Genomic DNA, 15,692 nt, shown 5'->3' on the forward strand with positions numbered 1-15,692 from the left:
TGCTAAACTTTCATAGGAAGTAACATTTGATCGGAGGAGCGCTCGTGTGGAAATATCTCATAGCCATAGGCATCATTGTTCTAGATCAGTGGACGAAATGGCTTGTTGTGAAGTACATGGAATATGGTGAAAACATTACATTAATCAATGATTTTCTTTATCTAACTTCTCATCGAAACCGGGGCGCCGCCTTCGGAATCCTTCAAGGACAGATGATTTTCTTTTATATCATTACCATTTTCGTCATTGGAGCGGTTATTTATTATATGAGACAATATAAACATAGCCGTTTCGTTAGCGTCACCCTAGCACTCATACTTGGTGGTGCAATAGGGAACTTTATAGATCGAGTCCTTCGTGGAGAAGTAGTAGATTTTGTGAACACATTTATCTTCTCTTATGATTTTCCGATCTTTAACGTTGCCGATGCCTCCCTTGTTGTAGGTGTTATTCTTATCTTTATCGGAACCATTTTTGAAAGTAAGCAGGCTAAAGGGGAAAACTAATGGAAAAATTCACATTTAAAGTAGCAGAAGAAGAGAAAGGTGAGCGAATCGATAAGCTCATTACTTCTTATGAAAATGACTGGTCGCGTAGCCAGGTTCAAGCTTGGATTAAAGATAAAAATATTCAAGTGAACGGCGAAGACGTGAAAGGCAATTATAAAGCAACAGCAGGCGATGAGATCGAAGTAACCGTTCCTGAGCCTGAAGAATTAGAAATTGTAGCAGAAAATCTGAACCTTGAGATTGTTTACGAGGATGCGGATGTTCTTGTCGTGAACAAACCACGAGGAATGGTTGTTCACCCAGCTCCAGGACATGCTAGCGGAACGCTTGTTAATGGGTTAATGTATCAAGTTAACGATCTAAGCGGTATTAACGGTGTTGTCCGTCCTGGTATCGTCCATCGGATTGATAAAGATACTTCAGGATTATTAATGGTCGCAAAGAACGACAAAGCCCATGAATCACTTGTAAAGCAGCTTCAAGCTAAAACCGTTAACCGACGTTATACTGCCATCGTTCATGGCAACATCCAGCATGACGTAGGGACAATTGATGCACCAATCGGGCGAGATAAGCAAGATCGTCAGAAGATGACGGTAACGGATGAAAATAGCCGAGATGCGGTTACGCATTTTCATGTTCTAGAACGTTATAAGCAGTTTACTTATGTTGAGTGTAAGCTTGAAACTGGTCGTACGCATCAAATTCGAGTTCATATGAAATATATCGATCATCCCGTTGCAGGTGATCCTAAATATGGCCCAAGAAGAAAGTCGCTTCCGATTGATGGTCAGGCTCTTCATGCCGGTGTTCTAGGCTTCAGTCACCCTGTAACAGAAGAGTGGCTTGAATTCTCTGCTCCTATTCCAGAGGATATTGAACGTTTATTAAAGCGACTTAGACAAGATTAAGGTTGACTTGAGAAGAGATCTTTGCGATACTCTTTATAGACAATAGCATACCCTTTAAAGACAGTCCCGTGAGGCTGCAAAGGAAAAACGGCTATGTACGATCGGTACATTTGTATGCCCAAAACCCTTTTGCCCTCATGGCAAAAGGGTTTTTTAATGCCACAGACCGATAAAGAGAGAGGGGCGATCATCATGGAAAACAAACGCATTTTGCTCGATGATCAAGCGATTCGAAGAGCGCTTACGCGAATTGCACATGAAATCCTAGAGCGTAATAAAGGCATTGATAATACAATGCTTGTTGGGATTAAAACAAGAGGCATTTATTTAGCTGAGAGATTAGCTGAACGAATCGAACAAATTGAAGGATCAGCGATTTCAGTAGGAGAAGTTGATATCACCATGTATCGCGATGACCTTACTCACAAAAACGAAGATCAGGATCCCCTAATAAAAGGCACAAGCATTTCAAAGGATGTAACAGATCAAAAAGTGATACTTATTGACGATGTCCTTTATACAGGCAGAACCGTTCGTGCTGCAATGGATGCCTTAATGGATCTTGGACGTCCATCACAAATTCAACTGGCGGTGCTAGTTGATCGTGGACACAGAGAATTACCAATTCGTCCCGATTATGTAGGGAAGAACGTACCAACAGCAAAAGAAGAAATCATTGAAGTTGCTCTTACAGAAGTAGATGACTTTGACCAAGTTAGCTTATCACAATCATAAATCGTGCTCCCTTTAAATCCGTCCAGAGAGACGGCCAAGGGAGGAGACGCGTTCCGTTTAAGGACACGCGTGTACCTCCTTGCGGCCATGCAAGGAGTTTTTTTATACCTTAGGGTTAAGAAAAACGATGGCCGGGACACGCACAACCAAGGAGGAATACATCATGAAAAAAGTATTAGGAATTCGAGAGGTACCCAAACCTTCAAGCTGGCTCACATTAAGCTTACAGCATTTATTCGCCATGTTTGGCGCAACGATATTAGTTCCATTTCTCGTCGGACTTGATCCGGCGGTCGCCCTTGTCTCAAGTGGACTTGGGACGCTAGCTTATCTTGCCATAACGAAAGGTCGCATCCCAGCATACCTGGGGTCGTCATTCGCCTTTATTGCACCAATCATTTCAGCCGTCTCTTTACACGGACCTGAGGGAGCCATGATCGGAAGCTTTTTTGCCGGGATTGTCTACGGTCTTGTCGCAATTGGGATTCGAGCGCTTGGGTTAAACTGGCTGTTAAAACTTCTTCCACCGATCGTAGTTGGCCCCGTGATCATGGTCATCGGACTAGGTCTTGCAGGAACGGCGATTGACATGGCGATGAATAACCCTGCTACGGAAGCCTATAGCGGCACGCACTTTACTGTCGCGCTTGTTACGCTAGGGATTACCATTCTCGCTTCCATGTTTTTAAGAGGATTTTTCAGCCTGATTCCGATTTTAATCGGCATTGTATCTGGATACACATTTGCTTACTTCATGGGTATTGTTGACCTTACTCCAATTAAAGAAGCTTCATTCTTTCAAATGCCGGATTTCATCATCCCGTTTGCGGATTACAACCCGGTTGATGTCTTCTCATGGGAAATCTTATTCATCATGGTACCAATTGCAGTTGTCACGATTGCAGAGCACATTGGCGATCAGATGGTTTTAAGTAAAGTTGCCGGCAAGAATTTCTTGAAAACTCCAGGTCTCCATCGTTCCATTCTTGGAGACGGAGTAGCCACAATGATCGCATCTTGCCTTGGTGGACCGCCGAATACGACATATGGGGAAAACATCGGTGTGCTTGCGATAACACGAGTATTCAGCGTATTCGTCATCGGAGGGGCTGCTGTCCTTGCCCTTATGTTCGGCTTCATTGGAAAAGTAACAGCTCTTATCTCAACGATTCCAACAGCTGTCATGGGCGGCGTGTCGATCCTTCTCTTCGGAATTATTGCATCATCTGGCTTGCGCATGCTGATTGATAACAAAATTGATCTTGGTGAAAAGCGCAACTTGATTATCTCCTCCGTAATCCTAGTCATCGGTGTAGGTGGGGCATTCATCCAGGTTAGTGACAACTTGCAAATTGCAGGAATGGCGCTTGCGACCGTCATTGGTATTACGCTGAACCTCATTTTGCCTGGCGGAAGCTCACAGCAATCGGTTGAGAAAATGTTTGAAGAAGATCTTGAAAATAACGAACCAGCTGCATAGCATCATCCTTTAAAAAGGTACAGAGAGACCTAAAAGGGTGGGAAAGAGATGCGTTTACTTAAACGCGTCTATCCTTCTGCACCCTGACAACCCTCAGGGTGCTTTTTTTCGAGAAAAATATTAACGAAACGGAGTGAGTGATGTGAAGCATTTACTTGATATGACCTCTCTTACATTAGATGAAATTCATGAAATTTTACTGCAGGCTGAACGTTTTAGAAATGGAAAAAGTATTCAAAGACAGGAGCCAGTGTTTATAGCGAATCTTTTCTTCGAACCGTCAACCCGAACAAGGTTTAGCTTCGAGGTAGCAGAGAAGCGACTCGGATATGAGGTGTTGAATTTTGAAACGTCATCATCAAGCGTTCAAAAAGGGGAGACGCTATACGACACCATTAAAACCCTTGAATCTATAGGGGCAAGTGCTGTAGTCGTAAGGCACAAAGATGAGAAGTATTTCGAACCGCTACTTGAGAAAACGTCCATGTCCATCATTAATGCAGGCGATGGATGCGGGCATCACCCAACCCAATCGCTGCTAGATCTCCTCACGATTCGTCAAGAGTTCAAGCGATTTGAAGGTCTTAACGTTGTGATCGCTGGTGATATAAAGCACAGCAGGGTAGCACGGTCAAATGCGAACGTATTAAGTAGGCTTGGCGCAAAAGTGAGTTTTTCGGGCCCACGTGAATGGCAAGATGAAACAATGAATGAATACCCATACGTCACAATGGATGAAGCGGTTGAACAGGCGGATGTCCTCATGCTACTCCGCATTCAAAATGAACGCCATGCAAGAAGAAGCGATACTGATTCCTACCTTCAGTCATTCGGCCTAACTGTAGAGCGAGAAAGACGTATGAAGAAACACAGCATTATCATGCATCCTGCGCCGGTCAATCGAGGCGTTGAAATTGAGACATCATTAGTGGAATGTGAACGCTCAAGAATTTTTAAGCAAATGGAAAACGGTGTTTATGTACGAATGGCCTGCTTGAACTTGGTCCTACAACCTACTAAGAAAGGAATGGTCGTGTAATGCTAATCCAAAACGCGAAACTACTTAATGAATCTGGAGAATTGATGGAGCGCGATGTTCTTATCAATCAAGAAGGTGAAATTGAAACAATCGCACAGAGCATTGAAAAGGGGGAGTACGAAACCTTTGATGCGAAAGGGAACCTCCTAGTTCCAGGGCTCGTTGATCTGCACGTGCACTTAAGAGAACCGGGAGGAGAGCATAAAGAAACGATTGAAACAGGTACTAAAGCAGCGGCGAAAGGCGGATTTACAACAATCGCAGCGATGCCGAATACAAGACCTGTCCCAGACAATGAAGAAACGATGCAAACGTTAATGAATCGAATCAAAGAAACGGCAAGTGTTCGCGTCCTACCATACGGAGCGATTACAACGAGACAGCTAGGTCAAGAGCTTACGAATTTTGAAGGGTTGAAAACAAACGGTGCGTTTGCTTTAACAGATGATGGCGTTGGTGTTCAAGATGCTGGAATGATGCTAGAAGCGATGAAGCGCGCGGCAGCTAGTAACCTAGCAATTGTTGCCCACTGTGAAGAAAATACGTTGATCAACGGAGGAAGCGTTCATGAAGGTCATTTCTCAAAAGAGAATGGACTAAATGGTATTCCATCGGTTTGTGAAGCGGTACATATTGCAAGAGACGTTCTGCTCGCTGAAGCAGCAGGCGTTCATTATCATGTTTGCCACATTAGTACGAAGGAGTCCGTTCGTACCGTACGCGATGCGAAGAGGGCTGGCATTAACGTAACAGCTGAAGTAACACCACATCATCTCCTTTTATCAGAAGATGATATACCGGGACTTGATACGCATTACAAAATGAACCCACCTCTTCGATCAAAAGAAGATCGAGAAGCCCTTATTGAAGGCCTGCTCGACGGTACAATTGACTTTATTGCAACGGATCATGCCCCTCATTCAGAAGGTGAAAAAGCACAGTCAATGGAAAAAGCGCCATTCGGCATAGTAGGACTGGAAACGGCTTTTCCGCTGTTATACACCCATTTTGTTGAGAAAGGGACCTTCACACTTAAGCAACTTGTGGATTGGTTAACGGTGAAACCTGCCCGTGCATTTGGACTTGAATACGGCACTCTAGAAATAGGCGCACTTGCAGATATGACAATCATCGATTTAACAGAGCAAATGGACATTAATCCAGAGTCATTTGTTTCGAAAGGAAAGAATACCCCATTTAATGGATGGACTTGTAAAGGATGGCCAACGGCAACAGTTGTAAATGGCAAAATCGTGTTTGAAAAGGGGAGCGATCAATGATGAAAAGACAGCTGATATTAGAAGATGGATCCGTTTTTGTAGGGAAAGCATTCGGTAGTGACATTGAGAAAAGTGGTGAGGTTGTTTTCAACACAGGCATGACGGGCTATCAGGAAATTTTGTCCGATCCATCCTATTGTGCTCAAATCGTAACGCTCACGTACCCGCTAATTGGAAACTATGGCATTAACCGCGATGATTTCGAATCGATTAATCCTTCTGTACACGGTCTTATTGTGAAAGAAGCAACAGAAGTACCGAGCTACTGGAGAAATGAAATGACGCTTGATGAATTGCTTCGTGTGAAAGGCATTCCTGGACTTGAAGGAATTGACACAAGGAAGCTGACAAAGCTGATTCGCTCGAATGGAACGTTAAAAGGAAAAATGTGTAGCATGGATGTTGATCCAGAGAAGATTGCGCGTGATCTAAGAGATACGCCATTGAAAAGGGACCAGGTACAGCAGGTATCCATTAAAGCACCTTATGCAAGTCCAGGTCGTGGATTCCGCATCGTTCTTGTCGATTTTGGAATGAAGCACGGCATTTTAAGAGAACTAACAAAACGGAAATGTGATGTTGTTGTTGTCCCATACAATACGTCGGCAGAAGAAATTCTGCGCCTAAACCCTGATGGCGTAATGCTAAGTAATGGCCCTGGCGATCCAAAAGATGTTAATGAAGCAGTGGACATGATTAACGGCATTCTTGGTAAAATTCCGCTCTTTGGCATTTGCCTAGGTCACCAACTATTTGCCCTTGCTTGCGGAGCGGATTCAGAGAAAATGAAATTTGGTCATAGAGGATCCAATCACCCCGTAATGGATTTAACAACAAAACGCGTCGCGATTACTTCGCAAAATCATGGCTATACGATTGCGGCTGAAACGTTAGAGAATACGGACCTTGAAGTCACACATGTTGCCGTAAACGATGGTTCCATTGAAGGCGTCAAGCATAAGAATGAACCAGCTTTTAGTGTGCAATACCATCCAGAAGCATCACCTGGACCAGAAGATTCCAATGAACTTTTTGACGACTTTATCTCGATGATTACAACATTCAAGGGGGGAAAAACATATGCCTAAACGTACAGATATTAAGAAAATCCTTGTGATCGGATCTGGACCAATTGTCATCGGGCAAGCAGCAGAATTTGACTACGCAGGAACGCAGGCGTGTCAGGCGTTAAAAGAAGAGGGCTATGAAGTTATTCTAGTAAACTCAAATCCTGCAACAATTATGACGGATACCACAATCGCGGACGAAGTATACATCGAGCCACTAACGCTTGATTTTGTTAGCCGTATTATTCGAAAAGAACGACCAGATGCTCTTCTTGCAACACTTGGAGGGCAAACTGGACTGAATATGGCAATGGAATTATCAGAAGCGGGCGTTTTAAAAGACTATGAAGTAGAACTCTTGGGTACGAAACTTGATGCGATTCAGCAGGCAGAGGATCGTGATTTGTTTCGTACGCTCATGAATGAGTTAAACGAGCCAGTACCGGAAAGTGATATTATTCATAATCTCGAAGAAGCTTATCGATTTGTGAAGAGAATTGGATACCCGGTTATCGTACGTCCTGCCTATACGCTCGGTGGTACAGGCGGTGGAATCGTAAACAACGATGAAGAATTAGAAGAAATTGTTTCAAGTGGTCTAAAATACAGCCCGGTTACGCAGTGTCTTCTCGAAAAAAGTATTGCTGGGTTTAAAGAAGTCGAGTATGAAGTGATGCGAGATGGTCAAGATCAAGCGATCGTTGTATGTAACATGGAGAACATCGATCCTGTTGGAATCCATACAGGTGACTCCATCGTCGTAGCGCCGAGTCAGACCCTTTCTGACCGAGACTATCAAATGCTACGTAACGTAGCGCTAAAAGTCATTCGCGCACTAAAAATTGAGGGTGGCTGTAACATTCAGCTTGCGCTTGACCCATACAGCTTCCAATATTACATCATAGAAGTAAATCCCAGAGTTAGTCGTTCCTCCGCTCTTGCATCTAAAGCAACTGGCTATCCAATTGCCAAGCTTGCAGCGAAAATCGCGGTGGGGCTCTCTCTTTCGGAAATGAAAAACCCTGTTACAGGCAAAACATATGCAAGCTTCGAACCAGCTTTAGACTATGTTGTATCCAAGATTCCAAGATGGCCATTTGATAAATTCGAAAGTGCGAATCGTAAGCTAGGAACGCAAATGAAGGCAACAGGTGAAGTGATGGCAATTGGTCGTACGCTTGAAGAATCACTACTAAAAGCGGTTCGCTCTCTGGAATCGAACGTTAGTCATCTTACTATTCCTGAACTAGCTGACCTTGATGAAGAAACGATGGAGAAAAGAATTCGCTTTGCGGATGATGAGCGCATCTTCGTTGTTGCAGAAGCATTCAGAAGAGGAAAAACGATAAAAGAAATTCATGATTGGAGCAAAATTGATCATTATTTCCTCGTCAAAATGCAAGGGATCATTGAGCTTGAAAACAAGTTGAAAGAGAACAAAGGAAATCTCGATCTTTTGCTTGAAGCAAAGCAAAAAGGCTTCTCAGATCACATCATTGCAGCACTATGGGATCAAACGGAGCTTGAAATCTATGAACTACGAACGCGAGAAGCCATCCGTCCCGTTTACAAAATGGTTGATACGTGTGCGGGCGAATTTGAATCTGAAACGCCTTATTACTACTCCACTTATGAAGATGAGAATGAATCACTTGAAACACCAAAAGAGAGTGTGCTCGTCCTAGGTTCGGGGCCAATTCGAATCGGCCAGGGGATTGAATTTGATTACGCAACGGTGCACAGTGTTTGGGCCATTCGTGAAGCGGGTTATGAAGCCATTATCATTAATAATAACCCGGAGACTGTATCTACTGATTTCAGCATCTCAGATAAGCTTTATTTTGAACCATTAACTGTTGAAGACGTGATGCATGTGATTGATCTTGAGAAGCCTAAAGGCGTAGTCGTTCAGTTCGGAGGTCAGACGGCTATAAATCTAGCAGACGAACTATCAGCTCGAGGCGTGAAAATCCTTGGAACATCTTTAGAAGATATGGATCGAGCGGAGAATCGCGATAAATTCGAAATGGCTATGGCAGAGCTGAACATACCTCAACCAGAAGGGAAGACAGCTACTTCCGTTGATCAAGCAGTGGCCATTGCTGAGCGAATTGGTTATCCTGTCCTCGTTCGCCCATCCTATGTACTCGGCGGAAGAGCAATGGAAATTGTGTATAAGGAAAGCGAACTGCTTCATTACATGGAAAATGCCGTTAAGGTTAATCCGCAGCACCCAGTCTTAATCGATCGGTATTTGATGGGGAAAGAAATTGAAGTTGATGCGATCTCTGACGGAGAAACCGTATTTATTCCAGGTATTATGGAACACATCGAGCGTGCTGGGATTCACTCTGGGGATTCGATTGCAGTATACCCTCCGCAGAGCTTATCTAGTGAAGTGAAACAAACGCTCATTGATCAGACAATCGCTCTTGCGAGAGGTTTGAAGATCAAAGGTCTCCTTAATATCCAATATGTTATTCAAAATGAACAGGTGTATGTACTTGAAGTAAATCCCCGCTCAAGTCGGACGGTACCATTCTTAAGTAAAATTACTGGGGTACCAATGGCGAATCTAGCAACAAAAGTGATTCTAGGAGCATCGCTTGAATCACTTGGTTACGAAACAGGGTATGGAACAGAGCGAGACGATGTATATGTAAAAGTGCCGGTCTTCTCGTTTGCTAAACTGCGCCGCGTTGATATTACGCTCGGGCCTGAAATGAAATCAACAGGCGAAGTGATGGGTCGCGATTACACACTGGAGAAAGCTCTATATAAAGGGCTAGTTGCTTCCGGTATGAAGATTCCAACTCACGGCTCAGTGTTATTCACAATCGCGGACAAAGATAAAGAAGAAGCGATCGATCTTGTGAAGCGTTTCAATGCGATCGGCTATCACATTCTTGCGACAGAAGGAACAGCTCACATCATACGTGATCTTGGGATCCCAGTGACAGTCGTCAATAAAATTGGGGCAGAAAAGCCGAATTTACTACACGTCATTCGTGAAGGTCAGGCACAATTTGTTATTAATACGCTCACTAGAGGAAAGCAGCCGGCTCGTGACGGCTTCCGCATTCGAAGAGAGTCAGTTGAAAACGGAGTTGTGTGCTTTACATCTCTTGATACAGCAAGAGCTCTGCTTCGCGTTATTGAAACAATGACCTTTACAAGCACAAGCATGCCGAAGTTTCACGAAAAAGAAGTGGTTCGTTCATGAGGCAGTTAAAAACAGAGCTCGTGTCTCAAAAAGAAATTGCAGCTTCGATTTATGAAGCAGTTGTTTTCCATAAGGAAATTGATGAAAGCTTCCAACCTGGACAATTTGTTCATGTAAAAGCTGGCTTCGGGTCAGATCCACTTCTCAGAAGGCCGATTAGCATTTGTCATATTGATCCTAAAAGGCATGAGTTGACGATGATCTATCGTGCAGAAGGAAAAGGAACGAAAGTTTTATCTGAAATGGTGCCGGGTGTTGAAGTTGACCTCCTCGGCCCGCTCGGTAAAGGGTTTCCGGTTGAGAAAACAATGGAGGGAGATACGGCTTTGCTTGTAGGAGGCGGTATCGGCGTGCCTCCCCTTTATTATCTTTCGCAGGAATTAACGAAGCGCGGTGTCAATGTGAAGCACATAAATGGCTTTCAAACGAGTTCAGTTGTTTTTTATGAAGAGAAGTTTAAAACGTTAGGTCCTGTCACGATTACAACAGCGGATGGAACTCATGGGGAAGCAGGGTTTGTAACAAATCAGCTTGATATGGAAGCAGATTATCTCTTTGCCTGTGGGCCATCTCCAATGTTAAAAGCGCTAGAAAACTATCGCGCGAAAAAGGGTGTGTACCTCTCCCTTGAACAGCGAATGGGCTGTGGAATTGGTGCCTGTCTTGCATGCGTTTGTCATGTACAGGGGGATGAAACAGGCTTTGCTTATCGAAAAGTATGTAGCGACGGTCCGGTATTTCAAGCAGGGGAGGTTGTCCTATGAGCCGATTAGGAATTCAGCTGCCAGGCCTTGACTTAAAGAATCCGATTATGCCAGCTTCTGGGTGCTTTGGATTTGGTAGAGAATACAGTCAATTCTATAAACTGGATCAGCTTGGAGCCATTATGGTAAAAGCGACCACCAATGAGCCTAGATTCGGAAACCCTACACCTCGTGTAGCAGAAACGACGTCAGGCATGTTAAACGCTATTGGTCTCCAGAACCCGGGCCTTGAGCGTGTCATGGCAGAAGAATTACCATGGTTATCACAATTTGATGTGCCAATTATTGCGAATGTCGCAGGATCTACAATTGAAGATTATGTGGCCGTAGCTAAACGAATTTCTAAAGCACCGAACGTTCACGCGCTAGAGTTAAACATTTCTTGCCCCAATGTGAAGGAAGGCGGACTTGCATTTGGAACGGTACCAGAAACAGCATATGACGTAACCAAAGCTGTAAAAGACGTATCGTCAGTTCCTGTTTACGTCAAGCTCTCACCGAACGTGACAGATATTGTACAAATGGCAAAAGTAGTTGAACGTGCTGGAGCGGATGGGTTGACGATGATCAACACGCTTCTCGGAATGCGAATTGACTTGAAAACCGGTAAGTCAATCCTTGCGAATGGGGCTGGTGGCTTATCTGGTCCTGCTATTAAGCCTGTTGCCATTCGTATGATTCATCAAGTAAGTCAACAGGTGAATATCCCGATTATCGGAATGGGCGGGGTCCAGACGCCTGAAGATGTGATGGAATATTTTCTTGCTGGAGCGAGCGCTGTGGCGGTTGGAACAGCAAACTTCGTTGACCCATTCACATGCCCTAACATTATTGACTCTTTACCACCATTGCTGGATGAGTTAGGTGTTCACCATATTTCAGAGCTTACGGGAAGGAGTTGGAAAACGGAATGGAATCTTCAATCATCCTCGCATTAGATTTTTCTAGAAAAGATGAGCTAGATGATTTCCTTGCGCTATTTGAGCAGGAAAAGCTTTTCGTTAAAGTTGGTATGGAAGCTTACTATCAACATGGACCTAAGCTAGTAGATGAATTAAAACAGCATGGTCATGATGTTTTTCTTGATTTGAAACTTCATGATATTCCAAATACCGTCCAAAAGGCGATGAAAGGATTAGCCGGTCTTGGTGTTGATTTGATCAATGTTCATGCTAGTGGGGGATCGCGTATGATGAAGGCGGCAATAGAAGGGCTTGAATCAGGTACGAGCTCAGGGCAAAAGCGCCCGCTTTGCATCGGCGTTACGCAATTAACAAGTACGTCAGAAGAGATGCTTCGAAAAGAATTGCAAATCACTGGAAATATGAAGAATAGCGTTGTTTCTCTCGCCAATCTTGCAAGAGAAAGTGGGCTTGATGGTGTTGTGAGCTCAGCTCTCGAGGTTCCGATGATAAAAGAAGCTTGTGGCGATCGTTTTCTAACTGTAACTCCTGGAATTAGACTCGAAGGGGATATGGCTGGTGATCAAAACCGCGTCTGCTCACCAAAGAAGGCACGGTCTCTAGGAAGTGATTTCATTGTCGTAGGACGCAGCGTAACTGGAGCGAAGAATCCATTAGCGGCATATGACATACTAAAATCTGAATGGAGGAATTCATATGAAATCAATCGCTAAAGCCTTATTGGAAATTGAGGCAGTGAGTCTACAGCCGAATAATCCTTTTACGTGGTCCTCAGGCTTATTGTCACCAATTTACTGTGATAACCGTTTAACACTTTCATATCCAAAGGTAAGAAAAGAAATTGCCCAGGGGCTTGCTACTATGGTGAAGGAAAAATACCCTGATGCAGAAGTGATTGCTGGAACAGCAACAGCTGGGATTCCTCATGCTGCGTGGGTAAGCGACGTATTAGATTTACCAATGGTTTACGTTCGGGGAAGCGCAAAGGGGCATGGAAAAGGGAATGTTATTGAAGGAAAAGTAGATGAAGGCCAAAAAGTTGTGGTAATTGAAGATTTGGTTTCAACTGGTGGCAGTGCCATTGATGCTGTGAAGCAATTACAATCTTCCGGAGCGAATGTTCTTGGTGTGGCCGCGATCTTTACATATGGGATGAAAAAAGGGGCAGAGCAGTTCGCTGCTGAAGGAATTGCCTGGGATACCCTTACCAATTTCGATGAATTGTTAACAAGCGCCGTTGAAACAGGTATGATTGAGGAAAGAGAGGTTCAATCACTGCTTCACTGGCGCGACAATCCATCTTCAACAGAATGGTTGGAGCAGTTGAAAGATCTCTCCGTTTAGGAGGGGTAAGATGAGAAAAATGCAAGGAGAAGAGTTCGATTCGCTCGTATCCTTTTTTGATGATATGGCTCGAACAAAATGGCTTGGAGCTGTTCACGATGAATTAAAACAAGCTTCAGGATCATGGGAAGGGAAGTCCGTTCTAGATGTAGGGTGTGGAACAGGAAGACTCCTTCTTCGTGGCGTCGAGGAAGCGAGTATGCTGACAGGTGTTGATTTATCATCGGAAATGGTGAAGGCAAGCAAACAGAATTTCTTCTTTTTAAATCGAGCGAATAAAAGTCACTTTTCAGAAGATGACGCATGCAATCTTTCGTTTGACGATGACACGTTTGATTTGTCTCTATCAACGTGCGTTATGTTCCTTTTACCAGAGCCAGAAGCAGGTATGAAAGAAATGATGCGGGTTACAAAAGAAAGCGGTAGGATTGTTATGTTAAATCCATCTCTTCAAATGAACCAAATGGCTGCATTCGAGTATGCAAAAAAGCATGGAATGAGCGGTTTTGAACAAACATCACTGTTAAAGTGGTCGAACGTTTCAACGAAAAGACATCGCTATACACCAGAACAACTAAGCGAGAAGCTGAAAGGACTTGGTGCGAAGGAAACGAAGCATGTAGAAGTGCTTGATGGGCTAGCGATTATTACGGTTGCAAAATTATAATAAAAAGGTTCCCGCTCGTTATATGAGCGGGAACCTTTTTTGTTACTTCTTCATCCTAAATATCAAATCCTGATCTGGTGTTACATAAAGAGTGTTTTGTTGATCATACGTCACAAACCCTGGCTTGGCGCCATTTGGTTTTTTGACATGACGTACTTCGGTATAATCAACCGGCACTGAACCAGATTCGCGTGCTTTACTGAAATAGGCGGCAAGGTTGGCGGCTTCAAGGAGCGTTTCCTCCGTGTATTCTTTACTTCGAATCACCACGTGAGATCCCGGAATATCCTTCGTATGAAGCCACGTTTCTCCTCGAGCAGCAAGCTTATTCGTTAAATACTCATTTTGCTTGTTGTTCTTCCCAACGAGTATTTCCGTACCATCTGACGAGACGTAAGCGTCAAGCTGAGGTTTCGTTGGTTTGGATTTCTTCTTTTTACGACGTTTCTTAATGTATCCTTCTTCTTCAAGCTCTTCACGTATCTCCTCTATGTCACGTGGGGAGGCCGAGGTTAATTGTTGAATCAGCTGTTCCAGATACGCAATTTCTTGATGGGCCATGCTGATTTGTTCTTCAAGAACAGATATCGAATTCTTCGCTTTGCTGTATCTTTTGAAATAGGCTTGAGCGTTTTCAGATGGCGTTTTCTGAGGATTCAACTCAATGAGAACTGTTCCACCATCTTCATCATAATAATTGATCACTTCTACCTTTTTATCCCCGCGCTTCACCATATGCATGTTTGCTGTCAACAGTTCGCCAAGTAGTTGATACGTATCGGCTTCCTGTGCCTGCTGAATCGTACGAGTGATCTTTTGAATTTTCTTCTCGTTTTTCTTTAATTCATTTGAAAGAAAACGCTCTAGATCATTCGACTGCTGCTTTACGCGATCTCTGTCAGCTTTTCCATAGTAGAAGCGGTCGAGCAGTTCGCTAGCAGATTCAAATTCTCTTTTTTCTCCTGATAAGTGAGACAGCTCAACAACAGAGAAGAATTCTTTCGCTTCTGTTACCATTTGTGGCTTGTAGTGATGCTGCTCTAGCTCTTGGAAGACATCAAAGAAAGCTTCCGGTAGAGTTGTACGGTTAGCTAGTCCTGCCCTGTGAATCACTTCTTTTGCGATCAGTGGTGAAAGTCCACCGAAAGCTTGAACGAGCTGCTGGCTTAGTTTACCTGCATTGAAATCAATTTGTCTTAGAAAATCGTCTCTCGTTAAGCCGAACGGAGAAATTTTGTTCTGTGCAGGAGGTGCAATATAATCCTGCCCTGGAAGAACCGTTCGGTGTCTGTTTACAGACGGTGAAAGATGCTTAATGCTATCTAAAATCATATTTGATTCGTTAAGTAAAATAACGTTACTATGACGCCCCATAATTTCAGCTACTAACGTTCTTGTTGTTAAGTCACCAAGATCATTACGTGCTTTAAATGTGACGTGAATGATGCGTTCATTTTCGATTTGTTTAATCTCTTCTACAATACTACCTTCTAAGTGCTTACGAAGAAGCATGCAGAACATTGGAGGCTCCTTTGGATTTGCATAGGATTCCTGTGTTGTTTGAATTCTTGCATAAGATGGATTCGCCGATAATAACAGCTGATGATTTTTACCACCTGAACGAATAACAAGTAATAAATCAGTTGCATAAGGCTGATAGATCTTCGTAACTCGTCCACCTTTTAACAATTCATTTGTTTCGTGTGCAACGGCTCTCATTACCATACCGTCAAAAGACATATTGTTCACC

At 43.6% G+C, this 15,692-nt stretch carries 14 protein-coding genes; 13 read left to right on the top strand and 1 reads right to left on the bottom strand.

Going from position 1 to position 15,692, the window contains the following annotated elements:
• Positions 1-44 precede the first annotated feature (44 nt).
• The 13 genes from lspA to AC0VYV_RS09665 all read left to right on the top strand — a co-directional run bounded on the left by lspA (position 45) and on the right by AC0VYV_RS09665 (position 13,942).
• Positions 45-506, top strand: coding sequence for a signal peptidase II (lspA, locus tag AC0VYV_RS09605; RefSeq protein WP_283152264.1), 462 nt, complete (start codon positions 45-47; stop codon positions 504-506).
• The gene (locus AC0VYV_RS09610; protein ID WP_194221360.1) at positions 506-1,420 is read left to right on the top strand and encodes an RluA family pseudouridine synthase; all 915 of its coding nucleotides are present in this window, start codon (positions 506-508) and stop codon (positions 1,418-1,420) included. Before lspA ends, AC0VYV_RS09610 begins: the two co-directional genes overlap by 1 nt.
• 192 nt (positions 1,421-1,612) lie before the next feature.
• Positions 1,613-2,155, top strand: coding sequence for a bifunctional pyr operon transcriptional regulator/uracil phosphoribosyltransferase PyrR (gene pyrR, locus AC0VYV_RS09615; protein ID WP_194221361.1), 543 nt, complete (start codon positions 1,613-1,615; stop codon positions 2,153-2,155).
• Between the two features lie 163 nt (positions 2,156-2,318).
• Positions 2,319-3,635, top strand: coding sequence for a solute carrier family 23 protein (locus AC0VYV_RS09620; protein WP_430242781.1), 1,317 nt, complete (start codon positions 2,319-2,321; stop codon positions 3,633-3,635).
• Positions 3,636-3,777: 142 nt separating this feature from the next.
• On the top strand, positions 3,778-4,674 hold the full coding sequence (locus AC0VYV_RS09625) for an aspartate carbamoyltransferase catalytic subunit (protein WP_475367252.1): 897 nt from the start codon (positions 3,778-3,780) through the stop codon (positions 4,672-4,674).
• Complete coding sequence (locus tag AC0VYV_RS09630; RefSeq protein WP_475368908.1) at positions 4,674-5,954, top strand: dihydroorotase; 1,281 nt, start codon at positions 4,674-4,676, stop codon at positions 5,952-5,954. Before AC0VYV_RS09625 ends, AC0VYV_RS09630 begins: the two co-directional genes overlap by 1 nt.
• On the top strand, positions 5,954-7,042 hold the full coding sequence (locus tag AC0VYV_RS09635; RefSeq protein ID WP_475374885.1) for a carbamoyl phosphate synthase small subunit: 1,089 nt from the start codon (positions 5,954-5,956) through the stop codon (positions 7,040-7,042). Before AC0VYV_RS09630 ends, AC0VYV_RS09635 begins: the two co-directional genes overlap by 1 nt.
• Positions 7,035-10,244, top strand: coding sequence for a carbamoyl-phosphate synthase large subunit (carB, locus tag AC0VYV_RS09640; protein WP_475367254.1), 3,210 nt, complete (start codon positions 7,035-7,037; stop codon positions 10,242-10,244). The genes AC0VYV_RS09635 and carB overlap by 8 nt, the downstream gene beginning before the upstream one ends.
• A complete protein-coding gene (locus tag AC0VYV_RS09645) occupies positions 10,241-11,008 on the top strand; it encodes a dihydroorotate dehydrogenase electron transfer subunit (RefSeq protein WP_475368909.1) in 768 nt (255 codons plus the stop codon). The genes carB and AC0VYV_RS09645 overlap by 4 nt, the downstream gene beginning before the upstream one ends.
• Positions 11,005-11,946 (top strand): dihydroorotate dehydrogenase, encoded by a 942-nt coding sequence (locus AC0VYV_RS09650; protein WP_475368910.1) that lies wholly within the window; start codon positions 11,005-11,007, stop codon positions 11,944-11,946. Before AC0VYV_RS09645 ends, AC0VYV_RS09650 begins: the two co-directional genes overlap by 4 nt.
• Complete coding sequence (gene pyrF / locus AC0VYV_RS09655; RefSeq protein WP_283152256.1) at positions 11,919-12,644, top strand: orotidine-5'-phosphate decarboxylase; 726 nt, start codon at positions 11,919-11,921, stop codon at positions 12,642-12,644. The genes AC0VYV_RS09650 and pyrF overlap by 28 nt, the downstream gene beginning before the upstream one ends.
• Positions 12,628-13,275, top strand: a complete 648-nt coding sequence (pyrE, locus tag AC0VYV_RS09660; RefSeq protein ID WP_475368911.1) for an orotate phosphoribosyltransferase — start codon at positions 12,628-12,630, stop codon at positions 13,273-13,275. Before pyrF ends, pyrE begins: the two co-directional genes overlap by 17 nt.
• Positions 13,276-13,285: 10 nt before the next feature.
• The gene (locus AC0VYV_RS09665; protein ID WP_475368912.1) at positions 13,286-13,942 is read left to right on the top strand and encodes a class I SAM-dependent methyltransferase; all 657 of its coding nucleotides are present in this window, start codon (positions 13,286-13,288) and stop codon (positions 13,940-13,942) included.
• 42 nt (positions 13,943-13,984) lie between these two features.
• Here AC0VYV_RS09665 and AC0VYV_RS09670 read toward each other — a convergent pair whose 3' ends face one another.
• Complete coding sequence (locus AC0VYV_RS09670) at positions 13,985-15,682, bottom strand: Rqc2 family fibronectin-binding protein (RefSeq protein ID WP_430242760.1); 1,698 nt, start codon at positions 15,680-15,682, stop codon at positions 13,985-13,987.
• Positions 15,683-15,692: the final 10 nt, after the last annotated feature.

The sequence above is a fragment of the Anaerobacillus sp. QJM3NY_17 genome, from assembly GCF_056173665.1.